Origin of the sequence: Virgisporangium ochraceum, assembly GCF_016863655.1 — a bacterium.
GTDB classification, from domain to species: Bacteria; Actinomycetota; Actinomycetes; order Mycobacteriales; family Micromonosporaceae; genus Virgisporangium; species Virgisporangium ochraceum.
The window spans coordinates 1-19,119 of sequence record NZ_BOPH01000038.1 but is presented as its reverse complement, the minus strand read 5'-3'; the positions used below and the strand labels follow the sequence as shown (position 1 = coordinate 19,119).

Genomic DNA, 19,119 nt, shown 5'->3' with positions numbered 1-19,119 from the left:
CCTGTCGTGGCGTCCTATCGATGGCTGGTGCTCGGTGCCGGTACGGCGGCACAGGCCGCCGCGGCGGCCTACCTGGTCGGCCTCGCCGCGATCGCGCCGGCGCTGCGCGCCGAGTACGACCTCGGCCTCACCGGCCTCGGCCTGTTCCTGGGCGCGCCGACGCTCGGCATGGTCGCGTCGCTGATGGCGTGGGGATGGGCGTCCGACCGGTACGGCGAACGCGTGGTGATGACCGTCGGACTCGGTACCACCGGTGTGCTGCTGCTCCTGGTCCCGCTGCTGCCCGGCGCGCTGGTCCTCCTGTTCCTGGCCGGCGCGGCCGCGAGCGGGGTCAACGCCGCCAGCGGGCGCGCGGTCATGGCGTGGTTCCCGGCCCGGGGACGCGGGTTCGCGATGGCCGTGCGCCAGTGCGGGCTGCCGTTCGGCGCCGCGCTCGCGGCCGCCGTGCTGCCGGTGCTCGCCGACCGTGGCGGCACGACGCTGGCGTTCCGGGGACTGGCGGTGTTCGCGCTCGCCGGTGCCGTCGCGGTGTTCGTCGTGGTCCGCTCGTCGGGGACGGGCCGCGGCGGCCTCTTCCGGGACGTGCTGCGCCACGGCCCGTTGCTGCGGCTGTGCGCCGTGGCGGTGCTGCTCATGCTGCCCCAGGTGGCGATCACCGCGTTCGGCGTCGAGCTGCTGCTCGCCACCACGTCGTTGTCGGTGGCGCAGGCGGCGGTCGCGCTGGTCGCGGTGAACCTGTCGGGCGCCGGCCTGCGGCTGCTCGTCGGCTGGTGGTCCGACTGGACCGGGGTGCGGCTGGGCCCGTTCCTCGTCGTCGCGGTGTGCATGGTGGCCGCGTTCGACCTGCTGGCCGTCTACATCTCGCTCGGCGGGCCGTTCCTGGAGGTCTTCGTGGTGCTAGTCGGCGCGCTGGCGTTGAGCTGGAACGGGTTGGCGTTCGTGGTCGCGGCCGAGCTGGCTCCGCCCGGCCGGTCGGGTTCGTTCCTGGGGTTCGAGAACACCGCCATCTACCTGGCGAGCGCGGTGGGTGCGGTGCTGGTCGGCTTCCTCGCCGACCGCCTCGACTGGGCCACCGTGATGGGTGCGTTGACGCTGCCCGCCCTGCTGGCCGCCACGGTGCTGGCGTTCATCCTGTCGTCCGTGCGCACCGGCGTGTAGCGCTACCGGCGAACATCCGCCTCACGTGTAGCGCTGCCACAGGTCGCGCAGCGGGCGCCAGCCGCCGTCGCCCTCGGTCCACACCTTCTCGATGTACGCGGCGCCGGTGGTGCCGCTGTCCTCCCACCAGATGCCGCCGTACGTCCTGCCGTCCCGTTGGTTCGCGAACTCGATGTAGGCGCCGGTGGTGCGTCCCGACGTGCCGGCCCGTTGCGCGACGACCGGTGCCGCGCCGGCGGCGAGCGTCGCGGAGGCGGCATTCTCGGACTGCTTCACCGCGCGCGCCGCGTCACGGTCGGCAGCGGAGGCGAACCGCACGAAGAACACGTCGACGGTGGTGTCGACCGCACACGCCACCCGGGACAGCTCCCCCGGGTACGGGGCCGGACCGCCCGCCTCCCTGTTCGACAGGCAGGCGCCCAGCCACGGCACCCAGCCCTCGGCGAGCGGTGCGAGCACCGGCCCGATCCGGCGCCGGTTCGCCTCTTCCTGCGTCTCACCGGAACCGTCCACAGTGGACCCACCAGCCGTACTTCCGACGAGGTACCCCGTCGAGCCGAAGACGAGCAGCCCGATGAGCAGGCCGAGCAGCAGCACCCCGATGGGCGGCCGCCCCCGCGCGTACGGTTCGTCGACACCCCGCCGCGCGGGTGGAACCGTGGGATGGCCGCCGGTCTGGTACAGACCCGGGTGGCCGCTCCCGGCCGGCACCTGCGACCGGGTGATGGAGGTAGGCACCACCACCCGAGCCGGCCCGGCAGGCGCGGACCTGGCGTGGGCCGGCACGGGGTGCGCGGGCACCGGGTGGGCCGGCCCGGTGCGGGCCGGCATCGCGTGGACCGGCATGGCACGCACGGGCACGACGTGGGCCGGCACGGGGTGCGCAGGCACGGTATGGGCCGGCATGGTGCGCGCGGGCACGGCGTGAGCTGGCACGGCGTGAGCTGGCACGGCGTGAGCTGGCACGGCGTGAGCTGGCACGGCGTGAGCCGGCACGGCGTGGACCGGCATGGCGCGCGCGGGCACGGGGTGCGGCGGCGGGGCGTGGACGGGCGCGGGCGACGCCGGCACGGGGTAGGCGGGCAACGGGAACCCGGGGCCAGGGTGGGCGGGAACCGGGAACGTGACCGCCGTGACCGGAACCGCCGTCACCGGAACCGCCGTCACCGGAACCGGCACCGCGGTGACCGGCTCGGGCAGCCCCGGCGCCGCGACCCCCGCCGGCGCCACCGCCGCAGGCCCCGCCGGCGCCACGGTCGGCGCCGGCACCACGACCGGCGGCGGCGCTGTCACCGGACGGGGCGGGCGCTGCGGCCTGCTCAACGCCCGATGGTCGATGGGCGCGGGCGGCAGCGGCGCCGACCGGTCCACCGGCGGATACATCACCGGTTCGACCGGCATCGTCGGTGGTTCCGGAGCGACAGGCGCCGCCCGGTCGACCGGAGCGCCCGGCCCCACCGGAACCGGCGACACGACCGGAGCGGTCCGACCCGCCGGCCGCGAACCGCCCGCAGGAGCCGGGACCGCCGGCCGCGAACCGCCCACAGGAGCAGGGGCCGCCGGTCCGGGTGCCGGCACCGGCAGCGCCGGCAGTACCCCCGACGGGGCGCCCGGGCCGGTCGGCACCGGGTCCGACGGCCACTGGACCGCGGGCGGCCCCGCCCACGGGGTGGCCCGGCCGCCGGTCACGACGGGTCCGCCAGTGCGGTGCGGGCGGTCGCGTCGCGGTCATCGAGAATCGATGGTGGGGAGTCGTCGTCGCGGTGCCAGGAGACCATTTCGGCGTTCGACCAGGCGTCGGAGCCCAGGCGGGGGTCCACTACGGCGTAGCCGTCGGCTCCTCGGAAGCCACCGCCCATACCGGCGGCACCGGCCATCATCGGCATCGGCCCGCCCATGGCCGTGCCGGTGGTGCCGCGGGCGGCGCCGTCTGACCGGGTCGCCGTGCCGGCCGCCAGGCCCGGAGCCGCCGCGAGACCAGGCGCCATTCCGCCCAGCGTGGCCGGTGCGGCGGGCGCCGGTGCGGAGACCCCGGAGACGGCGCCCACAGAGCCGACCGGTGCCGGCCCGCCCGCGCCGGCGAGCATTCCCGCACCGGCGAGGGCGGTGCCCGTCCGGTCCTCGATGGGGTCGGTGGCCGCCGCGTCGTCGAAGCTCACCGGCGTCTCGCCGATCAGTTCCGGTGGCGCCGCCGGCATCGTGGCGGGCCACGAACGGTGGTCGGTGACCCGGTACTCGGCGGCCAGCCGGGCCACCAGGGTCGACACGCGTTCGCGGGCCTTCGCCTGCTCCTCCGCCGACGGCACGTGCCCGAGCGCCGAGGCCTCCACGAGTTCGGGACGGTCGGGCTCGACCAGCTGCTGCGTCTCCTCCAGCGAGTCGGCCATCACCGTGAGGCCGTTGCGGATGGCCGCCGCCTCCAGGGCGAGCCGGTCGGCGAACGCGACGACGAGGTTGATGTGGTACTCGAACTCGCGGGCGCCGGTGCTGCGGAACCGGGGCAGCAGCCGCGCCAGGTCGGCGCGGACCGACCGCGTCACCGACTCGATCGCGTCGCCGGCCGTGCGCCACGCGCCGGCGACGCCCACCACCTGCGCCGGCGCGCCGGCCATGAGCATCTCGTACAGCTCGCGGTGGGACAGGTGCCGGTACCGTTCGTGGAACTCATCGGCCACGGGTGTGCCCACCGTCGACCGCCTCGCTCACGGGGCTCATCGCGCGGCGGATCTTCTCCGCGTCGGCCCGGTTGAACTCGTCGATGGTGCGGTACTCCCGGGCGAAGCCGGCCGTGGCGTGTCTGGCCGCCGCGAGCGCGGCCACCAACCGGTTCAGCCGGGCCACGTACTCCTCGTGGAGTCCCACGTACCGGTCGGCGGTCTGACGTGCGTCGATGAAGGTGCCGAGCGCCGGAGAGTGTGTCTGCGACAACGTCCGGATCGCGGTGAAGCTCTCGTCCAGACGGGCCTGGATGGTCTGCTCGAAGTCGAGGAGCGACAGGGGGTCGACTGTCATTTCGTCCGCGGCCATGTCAACCCTTCGGTGAAGGTCGATGCGTTACCTGTTGACCTCACTCACGCAGAATCAGCCCGATCGGCTCACCGTCGGCGAAGGAATTTCCGGAGCCACCGTCGCGGGCGGGGCGAGCAGCACAGCAGCGGCCGGATCGAGCGCCGGTCCCGTGGAAATGAGCGCCAGAACCGCCGCGGGAAGGTCACCCGGTCGTACGCCGCTGTAGCCGAGTGCCTTCAACGCCCCGGCGGAGTCACGCGGCAACGGGTACTTGATGCCCTGGTCGGTGACCAGATAGACGACGGCACCGGTGAGGCTGCGGACCAGCGCCGCCCGGCCACCGGGAACGGCGACCCGGTCGGCGACCGGCACCCCGTCGGCCCCGGCACCGGCGGGTTGCGCCTGTCCGGCGGCGAGCGCGAGCGCGTCGTCGTAGCCCGGGTAGGTGCGCACGGTCACGTTCTCGCCGCCGCGCACCTCGGCGCACGCCATCGCGAACCGGCCGGCGGCGCCGCGCACGTCGGGCACCTCGGTCGGGAAGCCCGGCGGTTCCACGGTTCCCGACACGAGCTTCTGGCCGGCCTCCGCGGGTGAGATGTCGACGGCGTTGCCCGCCAACCGCGCGGCGACCGCGCCGACCGGCACGAGACCCGTGCGCACCGCCACGTAGAACTGTTCGGCCGCCCGGTAGAGCCGGCCCACGGTCGCCACCGCGCCGCCGATCTGCACCTGTGCCTGGGTTCCGGCGTCGGGCACCGCCAACGGCTGCAGGTCGGGACCGGCGGGCAGCGCGTTGAGGAACGCGCCACCGACCGGCGTCGGGCGCACACCCGCCCAGCCCAGTGCCGCCACCGTCGCGTTGTCGCGGATCCGCAGGCGGAAGTTGCGCAGGACCAGGTACCGCACGTCGTCGACGCTGACCAGCAGCCCCTCGCCGGTGCCCGGCGCGATCCCGTTGGCCGGCACCTCACCGACGATGACCTGCGTGGCCAGGGCCACCGAGTCACGTGACCGGGGTGCCGAGCACACGCTCCACGGCATGCCGAGCAGTTCCTTCTTCGTGGGCAGCGCGTCCGGCGCACCCGCGATGCCGACCGGCCGGCCCCGCGGCACGTCCCGCAGCGACGCCTGCGCCATCGTGCGCACCTGCGGCTTCTCCTCGTTGAGGATCAGGCGGGCGGAGGTCCAGTTGAGGACCGGGTGCAGCAGCCCGTCGAGGTACAGGTACTTCGACCCGGTCTCCCGCTCGACGATGATCGCCCCGGCCACCGGGCCCTTCCCGCCGGGACGGATGAGCCCGTACACCCCGAACCCGGCGAACACCAGAAGCGCCACGACGAACCCACCGAACACCGCGAACGCGAACCGACGCATCGGCAGCTCGTTCGTCTCCGGTTCACCGACGAGTTGCGCCGACACGATACGACGGGTGAGGAAGCGGTAGGCCTGTACGTACTCGCGTCGACTGCGCATCCGATCTCCGCCTCCCGAAGGTGCCGACATCCTACGACCCGTATTCACGCATCCAAGTACACAGTTGTTCGACGTAAGGTGTGCCCATGCCCGACTTGATGGCGGCGGGACGGTCCGCCGGCCGGTTCGGTGCGGCCCAGCTCGTGTCCGTCGAGCTGGCCGCGGTCGTCGCCATGGCCGTCGCGTACGGCCTGCCTCCGGTCACGTCCGCGATCTGCGGCGCGGTGACCTTCGTCGTGCTCGTCCTGACGCTCGGCCGGTCCGGTGGCCGCTGGACCTACGAGGTCGTGGCCGCGCGCCGCCGGTTGGCCCGGCGCCGTCGCGAGGGTCTGCGCGCGGCCGGCGCGGCCGCACCGCGGCGCGCGGTGCTCGCCGCGTTCGCACCCGACCTGTCGACGCGGACCGCCACCGACCGCGGCACCGCGTTCGGCGTGGGCATGGACGAGTTCGGATGGTTCGCCGCGATCGCGGTCGTGCCACCCGACGGGCTGTCCCGCGACCCGGCCGGGACGCTCGGCCTGGACTGGCTCGCCCGCCTCGCCGCCGAGACGTCGGTTCCGGCGAGCACGCTGCAGGCGGTGGTCCGGGAGGCCGACGGTCCACCGCCGGGCGTCGATCCCGCGTCGCCGGCGGCGGCGTCGTACCGGATGCTGCGGCGCGCGCTCGGCCTCCCGGCCGGTCGCCAGGTCTGGCTCGTCGCCCGCCTGGCGCCGCGCGACGGCGCGCTCGTGTCGGCCGGACGCGGTGGCGGGGAGGAGGGCGTGCACAAGGCCCTGGCGACCACGCTGGCGCGGATCGGCACCGGACTCACCGAAGCCGGCCTGAGCTACCGGATCCTCGACGAGGCCGCCCTGCGCGCGGCCGTCACCGTCGCATGTGGACTGTCGGTCGTGCCGGGAACGCACCCGCCCCGGGAACGGTGGTCGCGGGTCGAGTCGGACGGCGCGGTGCACGTCTCCTTCGCGGTGCGTTCGTGGCCGGCCGAGCCGCCGGCCTCGGCCCTGTCCGACCTGGCGCGGGTGCCCGACGCGCTGGCGGTCAGCACGGCGGTCGTGTTCGGTCCCCGCGCGTTGCCGCCGGCACCCGACGAACCGGCACCGACGGCGGGCCCGGTTCCGGTGCGCACGCTGATCCGGGTGGCCGCCGACCCGGACACGGTGGCGTCGTGTGTCGCCACGCTGCGGGAGACCGCGGCGCGGCTCGGCATGACCCTGGTGCGGCTCAACGGCGAACAGGGCGCCGGCGTCTACGCCACCGCGCCCACCGGTGCCACCATCGGGCTCGCGCCCTGGTGAAGGCCGTCGCGAAGGAGGAAAAGGAATGCTGACCGGCAGCGCCCGCACCACCGCACCCGAGGTGTCCGCGAACGCGGCCGCACGCCTCGTGTTCCCGGTCGACGCCGACGGACTCGTGCTGGGCCGCGACAGTACCGGCCGGCCGGTGCTGCTGCGGATGTTCGACAGCGTGCCGCGTCGTGTGGTGTTCATCGGCGGCTGGTGGGCCGCGCAGGTGCTGCTGTGCCGGTGCCTGGCCGTCGGCGCGATGGTGGCCGTCGACACCCCGGACCCGGCGGAGGCCGACGTCGTCGCCGAGCGCGACCGGTGGCTGGCCCTGGGCCGGCTCGCCACCGGATCGGCGGGCCGGGTACGGCCGATGCCGGCCGGCGTCGGGGACTGGCCGGCCACCGCGGCGCAACCGGTGCTGCGGCTGCGCGACCGGGGCGCGACCGGTGCCGCGGAACCGGCGCCGGGACGGCCGTGGCACACCGACCTCACCGTGCTGCCGGCCGTCACGGCGGCCGCGTCGCAGGCGATCGCCGACGCCGACGTCGTTCTCGTGCAACGCCTCCCGCGCGCCGATGCCGACCGGGTCTGCGCGGCGCTGGAGCTCGGCCCCGAGTACGCGCCGCTGCTCGGCGCCATGGAGAACGAGATGGTCGCCGCGTTCGGCGGCGGCGTCGTGCGCTACTCCTGGCTCACCCCCACGCCACTGGAACGCCAGCTGTTCGGGTGAAGCTCACTCAGCCGCGGACCGAACGGATCCAGGCGTAGAGACCGCTGACCCACAGCACCAGCGGGATCACCGCGACGATGAGAACCACCTCGACGATGTCGACGACCCGCCCCCAGATCGGCGACGACGGACGCCGCCCGCCGGCCAGCACGAAACCGACGCTCACCGCCGCGACGACGAGCAGGGTCCCGAGAATCGCGGTGAGCCGCGTCGTCGCGTCGACCGCGGTGAACGCCGCGACGAGCGCCGCGCCCACGGCGACCCCGCCACCCGCGATCAGCGGCAGCCGTTGCACGCGGCTGATGAACCACCGGGCCCGGGCGAGCAGCAGCAGTCCCAGCACCGAGCACAGCGCCAGCCCACCCACGCCGTCGGATGCGACCACGACCGCCGCTCCCCCGGTGACCGCGGCCAACGCGCCGAGCAGCGCGCCGAGGTAGCCGTCGGCGCGGTCGGCCCGCCGCAGCACGTCGGCGCCGTCGACGGTCTCGGCGTCCTGGGTGAGCGCGGCCCGGTCGGTCGGAACCGTCGGGACCGGCAACCGGCCCAACCGGTACGCGAACATCGGCAGCAGCGGCAGAAGAACCAGCGCCAGGCTGACCGTGAGCGCCGCCGCACCGGCCGGCGTGGCGTCGAAGAGCAGGCAGATCACGCACGCGAGAAACACCCCGCCGGCACAGATGCCGCCGAACAGGAACGCCGGCGCAGACCGGGCGACCCCGATCGACGCTGCCGCCACCGTGAGCATCACGGCCGTCGCCGCGCAGAGCACGTGCGGCGCGGAGAGTTCGCCGACCGGGCGGTCGCCGGCGAGGACCAGCAGACCGCCGACCGCCGCGTACACCGCCGCGACGAACGCGAACGTGGTGGCTCCGGCCACGTCGCCGGCGACGCGTGCCAGCAGCACGGCGACCACCAGCAACGCGACCGTCAGGCCCAGCGCGGCAGAGGCACCCGGCACGTGCGGCGGACCCGCGAGCAGCGCCAGCGCCGCACCGCCGAGCAGCGCCAGCACCGCGAACGCCAGACCGACCACGCGCGTGGTGGCCGCGTTCCACCGCCCGGAGCGGTCGCGGGTGGCGGTGGCGACCGCGTCGACCACGTCGTCGAAGACCACCGTCGGTGCTTCCTGGCCACGCGGTCGCAGGTACAGCAGTTCGCCGTCGCGCACCTCGAGCTGCGCCGGGGTGCTGGAGATGTCGAGGGACCGGCCGCCCAGCCGGGCCAGCGTCCAGCCGTCGCGGGCGGACTGCTCGTCGGCCAGGTCGGTGCCGGCGTACCGCAGCACGGTGGGCAGCAGGTCGGCCAGCGGCACGTCGGTGGGCAGGGCGAGGTCAACCCGCATCCGCGGGGCCACCACGGTGACGCGGCTCAGTCCGCTCGGCACGCAGCGACCCCTCTCCCACACGGCTGTCGATATACTAGCCACGCTCCACGGCCCCGGACGGTTCGAACCAACGACGGGAAACTTGCGTAGGCATGGCGTGAGCACTGTCATCTACCGCCGTTCGCCGCGGCAGTCGGCGCCACCGTTGCCACGCGGTGAGCTCGCGCTGGAGGCACCACCCGAGCTTGCCGACCCGTTGCCACGCGGGTTCCTGCCGCTGCTGATGATGCTGCCGATGGTGGCGGGTGTCGCCGCGATGGCGATCCTCTACTCCGGTCGCGGGAACAGCAACGTCCTGACCTACGTCGTCGGCGGCCTGTTCGGCCTGTCGATGCTCGGCATGGCCGTCGGCACGATGGGGCAGTCGCAGGGCACCCGCCGGGCGGAGATCGACGCCCAGCGACGTGACTACATGCGGTACCTGGCGCAGGCCCGCCGGCAGGCCCGCCGGGCGGCTGACCAGCAGCGCACGGCGTTGACGTGGCGGCACCCCGACCCGGCGGCGCTGTGGTCGGTCGCCGCGTCGCGGCGGATGTGGGAGCGGCGCAGCTGCGACGACGACTTCGGCGAGGTGCGCGTCGCCGAGGGGAACCAGCGGCTCGCGGTGACGATCGTGCCGCCGGAGACGCGTCCCGTCGAGGACCTCGAACCGATGAGCGCGGTCGCCCTGCGACGGTTCGTGCGGGCCCACTCGACGGTTCCGGACCTGCCGCTGGCGATCCAGCTCCGGTCGTTCAGCCGCGTGGTGCTGCGCGGTGACCGGGAGGTCGTGCTCGGCCTGGCCCGCGCCGTCATCGGTCACCTCACGACGTTCCACTCCCCCGACGACGCGATCGTGGCCGTGGTGGCGGCACCGGAACGCCTGGCCGACTGGGACTGGGTGAAGTGGCTGCCGCACGCCCAGGACGAACGCCGGTCCGACGCGGCCGGCGCCAGCCGCCTGGTGTACGGGTCGATGGCCGCGCTGGAGGCCGACCTCGGCGACGGGCTCGGCGACCGGCCGCGCCACTCGCCCGACGCGCGACCGCTGACCACCGCGGCGCACCTGCTCGTGGTTCTCGACGGCGGCGAGGTCGCGGCCACCTGCCAACTGCAGGGGCAGGGCCTGCTCGGCACGACCGTGCTCGACACGTCGGGAATGGTGCCCAGGGACGCCGGGAGGTGGCTGCTCTGCCTCGACGTCACCCCCGAGGCCCTGACCGCCGACCGCGGTGACCGGCGCACGCCGCTGGGCCGCCCCGACCTGCTGACCCCGCAGCAGGCCGTCGGCCTCGCCCGCCAGCTGGCCCCGTACCGCCTGTCGCAGCAGGCGGTCGGCGCCGAAGAGGCGACGTCACGGGTGATGGAGCTGCCCGACCTGCTCGGGCTGGCCGACGCCGGAGCGGTCGACCCGGCCCGCACCTGGGCCCCGCGCGCCGACCGCGACCGGCTGCGGATCCCGTTGGGTGTCACGCCCGACGGCGCCGTCGTCGAGCTGGACTTCAAGGAGGCGGCGCAGGACGGGATGGGCCCGCACGGGCTCATCATCGGCGCCACCGGCTCCGGGAAGAGCGAGCTGCTGCGCACGATCGTCTCCTCGCTCGCGATCACGCACTCGTCGGAGGAGCTGAACTTCGTCCTCGTCGACTTCAAGGGCGGCGCCACGTTCGCCTCGCTCGACGCGTTGCCGCACACCAGCGCGGTCATCACCAACCTCGCCGACGAACTGTCCATGGTGGACCGGATGGAGGACGCGCTCAACGGCGAGCTGGTGCGCCGGCAGGAGGTGCTGCGCGCGGCCGGCAACTACGTGTCCCGCAACGAGTACGAGAAGGCGCGCCTGGCCGGTGAGCCGCTCACGCCGATGCCGAGCCTGCTCATCATCTGCGACGAGTTCAGCGAACTGCTCGCGGCGAAGCCCGACTTCATCGAGCTGTTCGTCACGATCGGCCGGCTCGGCCGCTCGCTCGGGGTGCACCTGCTGCTGGCGTCGCAGCGGCTGGAGGAGGGCCGGCTGCGCGGGCTCGACACGCACCTGTCGTACCGCATCGGGCTGCGCACGTTCTCGGCGATGGAGAGCCGGATCGTGCTCGGGGTCGCCGACGCGTACGAGCTGCCGAACGCACCCGGTCACGGGTACCTGAAGGTCGGCACCAGCACGATGCGACGGTTCCGCGCCGCGTACGTCTCGGGGCCGTACCGGGCGGCCGGGCCGAGGCGGGAGCAGGCGGTGGTGCGGCGGCTCATCACGCCCTACGTCGCCACGCACGTGCCGGTGCCGCCGGAGCCCGAGGTCCCTGAACCGCAGGCCGACCCGGCCGCGCCGGCCCGGCAGACCACGATGCTCGACGTCATCGTCGACCGGCTGCGGGGCAGGGGCGCGCCGGCGCACCAGGTCTGGCTGCCGCCACTCGACGCCGCGCCGGCGCTCGACACGCTGCTCGGCCCGTTGACCTCCAGCACCGACCGCGGGCTGACCGCACCGGACTGGCGCACCGGTGGCCGACTGCTCCAGGCGCCGGTCGGCGTCGAGGATCGCCCGTTCGAACAACGCAGCGACCCGCTCGTCGTCGACCTCGCCGGAGCCGCGGGAAACCTGGTGGTCGTCGGCGGACCCCGTACGGGCAAGAGCACGCTGCTGCGGTCGCTCGTCGCGTCCCTCGCGCTGACCCACTCCCCGCGCGAGGTCCAGTTCTTCTGCGTCGACTTCAGCGGTGGCGCGCTGCGCGCGCTGGAGGACCTGCCGCACGTGTCGGGCGTGGCGGTGCGGCGCGACCTCGAGAGCGTGCGGCGCACGATCGCCGAGGTGACCGTGCTCGCCGACGAGCGGGAGGCGCTGTTCTCCGAGCGCGGCATCGAGTCCATCGAGGCGTACCGCGAGGGCCGCGCCACCGGCGAGTACGACGACGACCCGTTCGGCGACGTGTTCCTCGTCATCGACGGCTTCGGCCAGCTGCGCGCCGAACACGACGAGCTCGACGCCACGATCACCAGGCTCGCCGGTCGCTGCCTCAGCTACGGCATCCACATCGTGGTGACCGTGACCCGCTGGGCGGAGCTGCGCTACAACGTGCGCGACCTGTTCGGCAGCCGGCTCGAGCTGCGGCTCGGCGACCCGACCGACTCCGAGTTCGACCGGCGCGGCGCGGCGAACGTGCCGGAAGGCTCACCCGGACGCGGTCTCACGCGCGACAAGCTGCACTTCCTCGCCGGGTTGCCGCGCATCGACGGGCAGACCGGCGCGCACGACCTGCCGCAGGCCACCGCCGACCTCGTCCGCCGGGTCGCCGCCGGCTGGACCGACGACCCGGCCCCGAAGCTGCGGCTGCTGCCGCGCCTGCTGCCCGCCACCGAGCTGATGGCGAAGGTGGCGCAGCGGCCGGCCGAGGGCATCCCCATCGCGTTGAACGAGACGCACCTCGCCCCGGTGTACCTGAACTTCGCGGCCGAACCGCACCTCATCGTCGCGGGCGACGCCGAGTGCGGAAAGACCAACCTGCTGCGGCTGATCGCACGGTCCATCATGGACACCCACACGCCCGACCAGGCGCGCATCGCGGTGGTGGACTACCGTCGCACCCTGCTCGGCGTGGTCGAGGGCGACCACCAGCTCGAGTACGCCGCCTCGGCGCAGGTGGCCGCCGGCATGGCCGGCGGGCTCGCCGCCGCGTTGAAGGAGCGGCTGCCGGGACCCGCCGTCACCACCGCGCAGCTGCGCGACCGGAGCTGGTGGTCCGGGCCGGAGATCTACATCGTCGTCGACGACTACGACCTGGTGTCGCCCGGCCGGGAGAGCCCGTTGCTGCCGCTGCTGGAGTTCCTGCCGCAGGCCCGCGACGTCGGCCTGCACATCGTCGTGGCCCGCCGGTGCGGTGGCATCTCGCGCGCGTTGTACGAGCCGGTCCTGCAACGGATGCGCGAGATGGAGGCTCCCGGTCTGCTGATGTCCGGCAACCGCGACGAGGGAATGGTGTTCGGCACGGTGCGTCCGAGCCAGCAACCACCGGGACGCGGAACGCTGGTCCGGCGCAGCGACGGCGTGAACCTCGTACAGACCGCGTACTCCGACCCCGACTGATTGAACCGTTCACACACAACGCCCGTGGAGCATGTCAGAACGGTCAATGCATCGGCCTCCCGGAGGGCAGCGTGGCAGTAGAACGCGTCAAGAATGCAGATGGAACCTCCACAGCACTGTCCATCATCAAGGACTACCAGGCGCAGATCGACGAGCAGATCAACAAGATGAAGAACACGTGGGAGGCGTTGCGTCCCAGGTACCAGAGCAGAGGCGCGACGACGTTCTTCAACGCCTGCGACGAGATCGAGAGGCACGGCAGGGGCCTCATGACCGACATGACCGGTGTCATCGACGCGCTCGGGAAAGCCGGCCTGATCCTCACCAACTACACGGCCGAGGAAGAGGCCGCGGCGCAGAAGGTGGCCGACGGCAACGACGTCGGCGCCTCCGCGCACGGTTACCAGTACGCGATCACCCACAAGCCGGGCGGGGGGCACTGACCATGGGCGACGGTTTCGTCAACGTCACATTCTCGGACCTGAAGCACGCCGCGGACACGGTCTACGTGTGCGTCGAGCGTATCGAGGACCTCGTGCAGGCGATGGTGGATCTGGTCGGAAAGAACGCCGAGAACTGGGAGGGTGGCGGCGGCGAGATGTTCCTTCAGCTGAAGGCGTCGATGGCGCAGAAGCTCATCCAGATGAACGCGTCGGCCGGACGCGCGGTCGACCACGCGTACGGCGTGCACGACAACCTGTACCGCACCGACCAGGAACTGGCGCGGCTGATGGGGAACACACCATTCGGCGGGCAGACCGTCTACTAGCTCCGGAACCAGCACGAACCGACGGCCGGCGGAGATCCGCCGGCCGTCGGTTCTTCCGTCTGGAGCAGAGCGGATCAGGCGTCGATGACGCCCGAGGGAACACCGTCGTCCACGGCGAACAGCGGGTCGGACTCCACCAGCGCGGTGGTGCGCGTGCCCTGTGCCGCCTGGTTGTTGGCCAGACCGGCTGCTCCGCCGGCGCCCATCATGCCCGGCATCATCGTGGCCGTCTTCGGGGTCGCGCCACCGGATCCGGGCACCACGCCGGCTCCGGCGCTCCCGCGTTTCGCCACCGCCGTCATGGCCGCGGCCGGCGTCGCGACCGCGTCGCCGATCGGCAGCCTGCCGCCGCCGGCGCTCACCCCACCGCCACCGGCGGATCCGAAACCGGCTCCCGCGAGGTCGCCGGCGCCGGCGAGCCCCGTTCCGGGTTCGAAAGGCTCGAAGCCGGTTCCGGGGTCGAGGTCCGGCGGCGTGAAGCCCGTGCCGGTGTCCGTGCCGCTACCGGTGTCCGGGCCGATGTCCGTACCGGGCAACGGTGTCGACGGTGTCGTCCCGGCCGCACCCACACCGGCGGTGTTCGCCGCCGGATTCGCGGCAGCCGGGTTCGCGGCAGCCGTGTTCGCCGCGGTGTGAGCCGCCTTGTTCGCGGCGGTCTTCGCGGCGTCACCCTTGACGTGTGGCACGTCGACCGGTGTACCGCCCGGCATCTCGCCGACCAGCCGGCCGTACGCCGCCCGCAGCCGCTCGTACGCGATCCGCGACACGTCCTCGCCCTCGTCGAGCGCGAGCCGGATCTCGGTGTCCCACCGGGCCTTCAGCTCGGGGGCGGCATGCGGGTTCAGCCGCTCGGTGCGCTCCCGCAGCCGCCGTTCGAACTCGCCCGGAGCGAACGGCGTGTGCACGCCCTCCCGCACGGCCCTGCTCTGCCGGGCGATGATCTCCGGACGGAGCCAGCTGGGAACGAAGATGTCGCGCATGGCGGTGGTCAGCTCGTCGGCGCACGCGTCCAGCGCGATCCTGACCCGGTGGTGCTCGGCCACGGTCTTCTCCGCCGCGGCGCGCAGCGCCATCACGTGGCCGCGGAACGCGTTGGCGCCGCCGCCCGTCCACGAACCGCTCCTCGTCGCCAGCCGCGCGAGCATGTCGGCCGTCCCGGTCACACGCCGCAGCGCGGTCTCCCACTCCCGGGCCGACGCCCGGAGCAGATCCGGCCGCCCGAGGAGCGTGACCTCGTTGACGTACCGTTCCCACTCTCCCGTGTAGGCCATGCCCGCCTCACGTCCCCGTGCGCCGGCCGGTGACGAAGTCGAGCACCGACCACGCGCTCACCTCGTTGCGCCTGTCGGCCGTCGCGTACTCGGCGGCGATCCACCGCACGGCGCCCGCGGTCCGGTCGAGGCTCGTGGTGAGGTCGCGCAGCGCGGTGTCGACGTGGTCGCGCGCACCCTTCATGCGGGTGCCGAGATCGGTGACGCTGCTGCCGAGACCCGCACCGCCGAGCGCGCTCTGCCCACCGCAGCCGCCCTCGCGCGCCGTGCGGTCCGCGTCCGTCACGATCCGGCGGATGTCCTTCACGAGGTCGCCGACGTTGGTGCAGTAGGACGACACCGCGTCGAGGTGGTCGACGCTCACCTGGAGCCTCAGGGTGCGCTCCACCACGTCGTCGTAGTCGACAGCCACCACAACCCCCGTCTCAGCCCACGACGCCGGTGGGCGCGTCGCCGTCAGCGCCCCACGGGTCGTCGTCCTCGTTCAACCAGGTGCTCGCGGCGCGTTCGCCACCGGCGGCGCGGTGGGCGCCCGCGCCGGTCATCGGCATCATGCCGCCCGCCATGCCCGCGCGGGTGCCGGCGACGGCTCCGGTGGCCGGTGCGGCGCCCAGCCCGAGCGCGCCCGCGGTACCCGCCGCGCCACCGGCCAACGACACCGCGCCGGCGGCGTTGACGGAGCCGTTGATGGAGGCCGGCGAGAAGCCGCCGGAGCCGGCACCACCGACACCACCGGCACCGGCGAACCCGCCGGCGCCCGCGAGACCCGCACCCGCCGGCACGGTCCCGCCGAGCCCGCCGGCGCCGCCGGCGAGGTCGGCGCCCCCACCGGTGAACGCCGGCAGCGTCACCGGCCGGGACCCGGTGCCGGGAACCGTGCCCGGCGCCGCCGGAGTGACGGGCAGGCCCGCCGACCCGCCGTCACCGGTGAGCTTCTTCTGCAGGAAGCCGCCGAGCGTGTCCGTGACCACCTTGATGAGCGCGCCCGCGATCTGCTGGTCGAGCGCGCCCGCCTGGGTGAGCTGGCCGTTGATGGATGCCGTGTACGCGTTGGCCTGGGCCCAGTACTGCTTGAGGCGCGCCGGACCCCACGTGCTCCAGTGCGCCGCGCATTCCGCGATCTGCTCCGGTCCCGGAGTGACCACACCGGTGGGCCAGACCTGGAACCGCTTCGCCGTCGCGGTGGCCGCGATCGCCTTCATCCGCGCCTGGGTCGCGATCAGCTGCACGGCACCCGCGGCGGTGACCGCCTGCGACTGGCCCATGAAGCTGGTCAGCTGCTGGAACCCGGTGTTCGACTGCGCCGACTGGTTCTGCTGCGCGACCGCGGCAGCGCCGAGGAACGACGGCAGCTGGACGTTGCCGTTGTAGGTCGCGTTGGTGCCCGACATCTGCTGGCCGATGGCCTCGACGAACTTTCCGAGGGCCGGCATCAGCTGCAGCTGGGCCAGATCGAACCCCATGTACGACTTCGGTTGGCTCACGGCGCACCGCCGTCGGCGAGCGTGGCGGCCCGGCGCGCGTGGGTCAGGTCCTGGTTCTCCAGCTCGTCGGCCTGCCGGCCGAGATGCGTCGCCTGGTGCTGGAGTTTCGCCGAGAGCTGGCCGACCGCGGCGAGCGCGGCCTGGGTCGCGGCGGCCATCGCCGCGTTGGTCTGGTCGAGCACGGCCATGCCGGCCGCGGTGGCGGCGGTTCTGGCCGCGAGGTCCCTGACGTGGTCGATCAGGTTGGTGTCACGCTCCAGCACGTCGGCCTTCGCCGCCCGGACCTCGGCGAAGTCCCCCTGCAGTCTCTCCGGACCGATGCTCAACGACGCCTCCCGGTGTCCGATGCGACCGCGTTCACGAGTGTCGATGCGGTCGGCGCGAAATATAGTGTCGGGCGGGCATCCCGCCCGCGTTCACGAGAGTCGAGGGCGCCATGACCACTCCGTCCGGGCCGGTGTTTCCGCCCGACCCCGCCGTCGCCGAGGCCCTGGCGCGGGCCGACGCGGCCATCGAGGAGTCCGACGCGGCGCTGGCGGAGCTGCACCGGCTGCGGTCGGCCACGTTCCAGGGCACCGATCCGGCGAGGCTGGTCACCGCCGTCGTCGACGGCGACGGTCTCGTCGTCCGCGTGACGTTCGGACGGTCGATCGGCCGGTACCACCCCGACGACGTCGGTGCGGCGGTCTGTGCCGCCGTGTCGGCCGCGCAGGCCCGGGTGAGCGAGGCGTACGCGACGCCGGAGGAGACGCCGTGACGTACGACCCGGACGACGAGCCAAGGTACGAGGAGGCCACGCGGGCCGGCATCGCCGGTCTCGAGGCCTACCGGGCGCGGCTGGTCGCCCTGGCCGCGCGGACGGTGCGGGTCACCAGCACCGACCGGCAGGTCACCGTCACCGTCACGTGGGGCGGCCGCGTCACCGAGGTGCGGATCCACTCCGGCGCGCTGCGCGGATACTCCAGTACCCGCCTCGGCGACGTCGTCACGAGAACCGTGCGCACCGCGCAGGAGCGGGCCCGCGCGGAGTACGAGACTGAGGCCAGGCGCCTGATGCCGGCCGAACCGCCATCCATCGACTGATCTCATGCCCTTGACCACGTGCCCGGACCCGCACGCGGTTCAACGTCACCGGAAAAGGCTCACGGACCGGGACGCCAGCCCCGCTGCCGCCCGCGCCTGACCACCGGCACCGACACGAGCGCCAGCAGCGCCACCACCGCGCCGATCCCGCCGACCCACCCGGCGACCACCTTCGACGACGCCAACGGATCGACCTCGCGTACCGGGTCCGGTACCCGCCCACCGTCCGCGGCCGCGGCCGTTCCCGGACGCAGCGCGCCCACGGCGCGGGCCGGGTTGACCACACCGTGGCCGACCTCGCGGGTCCACAGCTGCGGCGGATGGTCGGCGGTCGCGGTGATGCGCCGTGACACCTCGTCGGGTGTCAGGTCGGGGGCGTAGCCGCGGATCAGCGCGGCCACCCCCGAGACGTAGGCCGCGGCGAAGCTGGTGCCGCCCTCCTGCGTGAACAGGTACCCGCCACCGGCCGGTGACGGGCCGGCGATGTTGTCGCCGGGCGCGGCGACGTCGACGAAGTCGCCCGGGGTGGAACTGCCGACGTGCCCGTCCTTCTCGTCGACCCCGGCGACGCCGATGACGCCCGGGTACGCCGCGGGATACACGGCACCGCCGCGGTTCTGTCCGCCCTCGTTCCCGGCGGCGGCCACCACGACGACCCGCCTGCCGATCGCGTACGCGATCGCCTGTTCCAGCCCCGGGGTGGGCGGTGTGGTCAGCGAGAGGTTGATGACGTCGGCACCGCCCTGGTCGACCGACCAGCGAACGGCGTCGGCGATCCTGTCGGACAGGTCGGCCTCCGTCGACCGCCGCTGGTCGCGCAGGACGCGCACGGGAACGATCGTGGCCGCCGGCGCGATTCCGTGGAAACGGTAGCCACCGCTGGTGTTCTCGCGTCCGGCGATGATGCCCGCGATGAGCGTGCCATGGCCGTTCTCGTCACAGGTGCCGGCCGGGCCGCCGGAAACCGGGGCGTCCAGGAGGTCCCGACCCGCCCGTACCTTTCCCGTGAGCGTGGGGTGTTCGGTCGACACACCGGAGTCGACGACCGCGACGGTCACCCCGGTGCCGACGCTCAACGGCCATGCGTTCTCCGGCCGCAGGCGCTGCAGCGGCCAAGGTGCCGCAGCGAGCGGATCGGTGACGGTGGGTCCGCATCCCGGTGCCCGCGCAGCGACCGGCACGGCCGGAACAACCAGAGTGACCGCGGCGACCGCGACGACGGCGCCCACCCGAACCCACACGCCGACAGACTACGTCGACGGATCCCGATCGGTTCAACGCGACGGCCCGGGCGGTGAACCCGCCCGGGCCGCGCTGGGGGTGTGGCGATCAGCTCGCGGTACAGCCCGACACGCCGCTCGGACCGGTTCCCGTTCCCTGGAAGCCGAACTCGGTCGTCTGTCCGGCGTTCAGCC

The 19,119-nt window shown here is 73.7% G+C and carries 18 protein-coding genes; 8 read left to right on the top strand and 10 right to left on the bottom strand.

The window, feature by feature from the left end; translation table 11 throughout:
- Positions 1–6: 6 nt before the first annotated feature.
- Positions 7–1,158 (top strand): MFS transporter, encoded by a 1,152-nt coding sequence (locus tag Voc01_RS15635; RefSeq protein ID WP_203928148.1) that lies wholly within the window; start codon positions 7–9, stop codon positions 1,156–1,158.
- A 21-nt stretch (positions 1,159–1,179) separates the two neighbouring features.
- Here Voc01_RS15635 and Voc01_RS15630 read toward each other — a convergent pair whose 3' ends face one another.
- The 4 genes from Voc01_RS15630 to eccB all read right to left on the bottom strand — a co-directional run bounded on the left by Voc01_RS15630 (position 1,180) and on the right by eccB (position 5,640).
- The gene (locus tag Voc01_RS15630; RefSeq protein WP_203928147.1) at positions 1,180–2,559 is read right to left on the bottom strand and encodes a hypothetical protein; all 1,380 of its coding nucleotides are present in this window, start codon (positions 2,557–2,559) and stop codon (positions 1,180–1,182) included.
- Between the two features lie 284 nt (positions 2,560–2,843).
- Positions 2,844–3,833 carry a hypothetical protein gene (locus Voc01_RS15625; RefSeq protein ID WP_203928146.1) on the bottom strand — a complete coding sequence of 330 codons (990 nt, stop codon included), beginning with the start codon at positions 3,831–3,833 and terminating at the stop codon, positions 2,844–2,846.
- Positions 3,823–4,170, bottom strand: coding sequence for a hypothetical protein (locus Voc01_RS15620; RefSeq protein WP_203928145.1), 348 nt, complete (start codon positions 4,168–4,170; stop codon positions 3,823–3,825). Before Voc01_RS15620 ends, Voc01_RS15625 begins: the two co-directional genes overlap by 11 nt.
- Before the next feature lie 69 nt (positions 4,171–4,239).
- A complete protein-coding gene (gene eccB / locus Voc01_RS15615; RefSeq protein ID WP_203928144.1) occupies positions 4,240–5,640 on the bottom strand; it encodes a type VII secretion protein EccB in 1,401 nt (466 codons plus the stop codon).
- Positions 5,641–5,726: 86 nt separating this feature from the next.
- Between eccB and Voc01_RS15610 the strand changes: the two genes are divergently transcribed.
- A complete protein-coding gene (locus Voc01_RS15610; RefSeq protein WP_203928143.1) occupies positions 5,727–6,935 on the top strand; it encodes a type VII secretion protein EccE in 1,209 nt (402 codons plus the stop codon).
- A gap of 25 nt (positions 6,936–6,960) precedes the next feature.
- The gene (locus Voc01_RS15605; RefSeq protein WP_203928142.1) at positions 6,961–7,653 is read left to right on the top strand and encodes a hypothetical protein; all 693 of its coding nucleotides are present in this window, start codon (positions 6,961–6,963) and stop codon (positions 7,651–7,653) included.
- Positions 7,654–7,660: 7 nt separating this feature from the next.
- Here Voc01_RS15605 and eccD read toward each other — a convergent pair whose 3' ends face one another.
- Positions 7,661–9,040, bottom strand: coding sequence for a type VII secretion integral membrane protein EccD (eccD, locus tag Voc01_RS15600; protein ID WP_239160225.1), 1,380 nt, complete (start codon positions 9,038–9,040; stop codon positions 7,661–7,663).
- A 97-nt stretch (positions 9,041–9,137) separates the two neighbouring features.
- Here eccD and eccCa point away from each other — a divergent pair, with 97 nt between their 5' ends.
- From eccCa to Voc01_RS15585, 3 genes are all read left to right on the top strand, one after another.
- Positions 9,138–13,097, top strand: coding sequence for a type VII secretion protein EccCa (eccCa, locus tag Voc01_RS15595; protein WP_203928140.1), 3,960 nt, complete (start codon positions 9,138–9,140; stop codon positions 13,095–13,097).
- Between the two features lie 71 nt (positions 13,098–13,168).
- Positions 13,169–13,540 (top strand): hypothetical protein, encoded by a 372-nt coding sequence (locus Voc01_RS15590; RefSeq protein WP_203928139.1) that lies wholly within the window; start codon positions 13,169–13,171, stop codon positions 13,538–13,540.
- A gap of 2 nt (positions 13,541–13,542) precedes the next feature.
- Complete coding sequence (locus tag Voc01_RS15585) at positions 13,543–13,866, top strand: WXG100 family type VII secretion target (protein ID WP_203928138.1); 324 nt, start codon at positions 13,543–13,545, stop codon at positions 13,864–13,866.
- 74 nt (positions 13,867–13,940) lie between these two features.
- On the opposite strand, the gene Voc01_RS15580 is transcribed toward Voc01_RS15585, so the two are convergent.
- The 4 genes from Voc01_RS15580 to Voc01_RS15565 are packed head-to-tail and all read right to left on the bottom strand — an operon-like array spanning position 13,941 to position 16,947.
- Positions 13,941–15,137 carry a WXG100 family type VII secretion target gene (locus Voc01_RS15580; RefSeq protein ID WP_203928137.1) on the bottom strand — a complete coding sequence of 399 codons (1,197 nt, stop codon included), beginning with the start codon at positions 15,135–15,137 and terminating at the stop codon, positions 13,941–13,943.
- Between the two features lie 7 nt (positions 15,138–15,144).
- Positions 15,145–15,549, bottom strand: coding sequence for a hypothetical protein (locus Voc01_RS15575; protein ID WP_203928136.1), 405 nt, complete (start codon positions 15,547–15,549; stop codon positions 15,145–15,147).
- A gap of 13 nt (positions 15,550–15,562) precedes the next feature.
- The gene (locus Voc01_RS15570) at positions 15,563–16,600 is read right to left on the bottom strand and encodes a hypothetical protein (RefSeq protein WP_203928135.1); all 1,038 of its coding nucleotides are present in this window, start codon (positions 16,598–16,600) and stop codon (positions 15,563–15,565) included.
- Between the two features lie 17 nt (positions 16,601–16,617).
- Complete coding sequence (locus Voc01_RS15565; protein WP_203928134.1) at positions 16,618–16,947, bottom strand: hypothetical protein; 330 nt, start codon at positions 16,945–16,947, stop codon at positions 16,618–16,620.
- A 110-nt stretch (positions 16,948–17,057) separates the two neighbouring features.
- Between Voc01_RS15565 and Voc01_RS15560 the strand changes: the two genes are divergently transcribed.
- Together Voc01_RS15560 and Voc01_RS15555 are read left to right on the top strand one after the other, a co-directional pair.
- On the top strand, positions 17,058–17,378 hold the full coding sequence (locus Voc01_RS15560) for a YbaB/EbfC family nucleoid-associated protein (protein WP_203928133.1): 321 nt from the start codon (positions 17,058–17,060) through the stop codon (positions 17,376–17,378).
- Positions 17,375–17,704 (top strand): YbaB/EbfC family nucleoid-associated protein, encoded by a 330-nt coding sequence (locus Voc01_RS15555; RefSeq protein WP_203928132.1) that lies wholly within the window; start codon positions 17,375–17,377, stop codon positions 17,702–17,704. The genes Voc01_RS15560 and Voc01_RS15555 overlap by 4 nt, the downstream gene beginning before the upstream one ends.
- 59 nt (positions 17,705–17,763) lie before the next feature.
- Here the strand turns inward: Voc01_RS15555 and mycP are convergent, their stop codons facing one another.
- Positions 17,764–18,945: a type VII secretion-associated serine protease mycosin gene (gene mycP / locus Voc01_RS15550; protein WP_203928131.1), complete on the bottom strand. Its 1,182-nt coding sequence runs from the start codon at positions 18,943–18,945 to the stop codon at positions 17,764–17,766.
- Between the last annotated feature and the right edge of the window lie 174 nt (positions 18,946–19,119).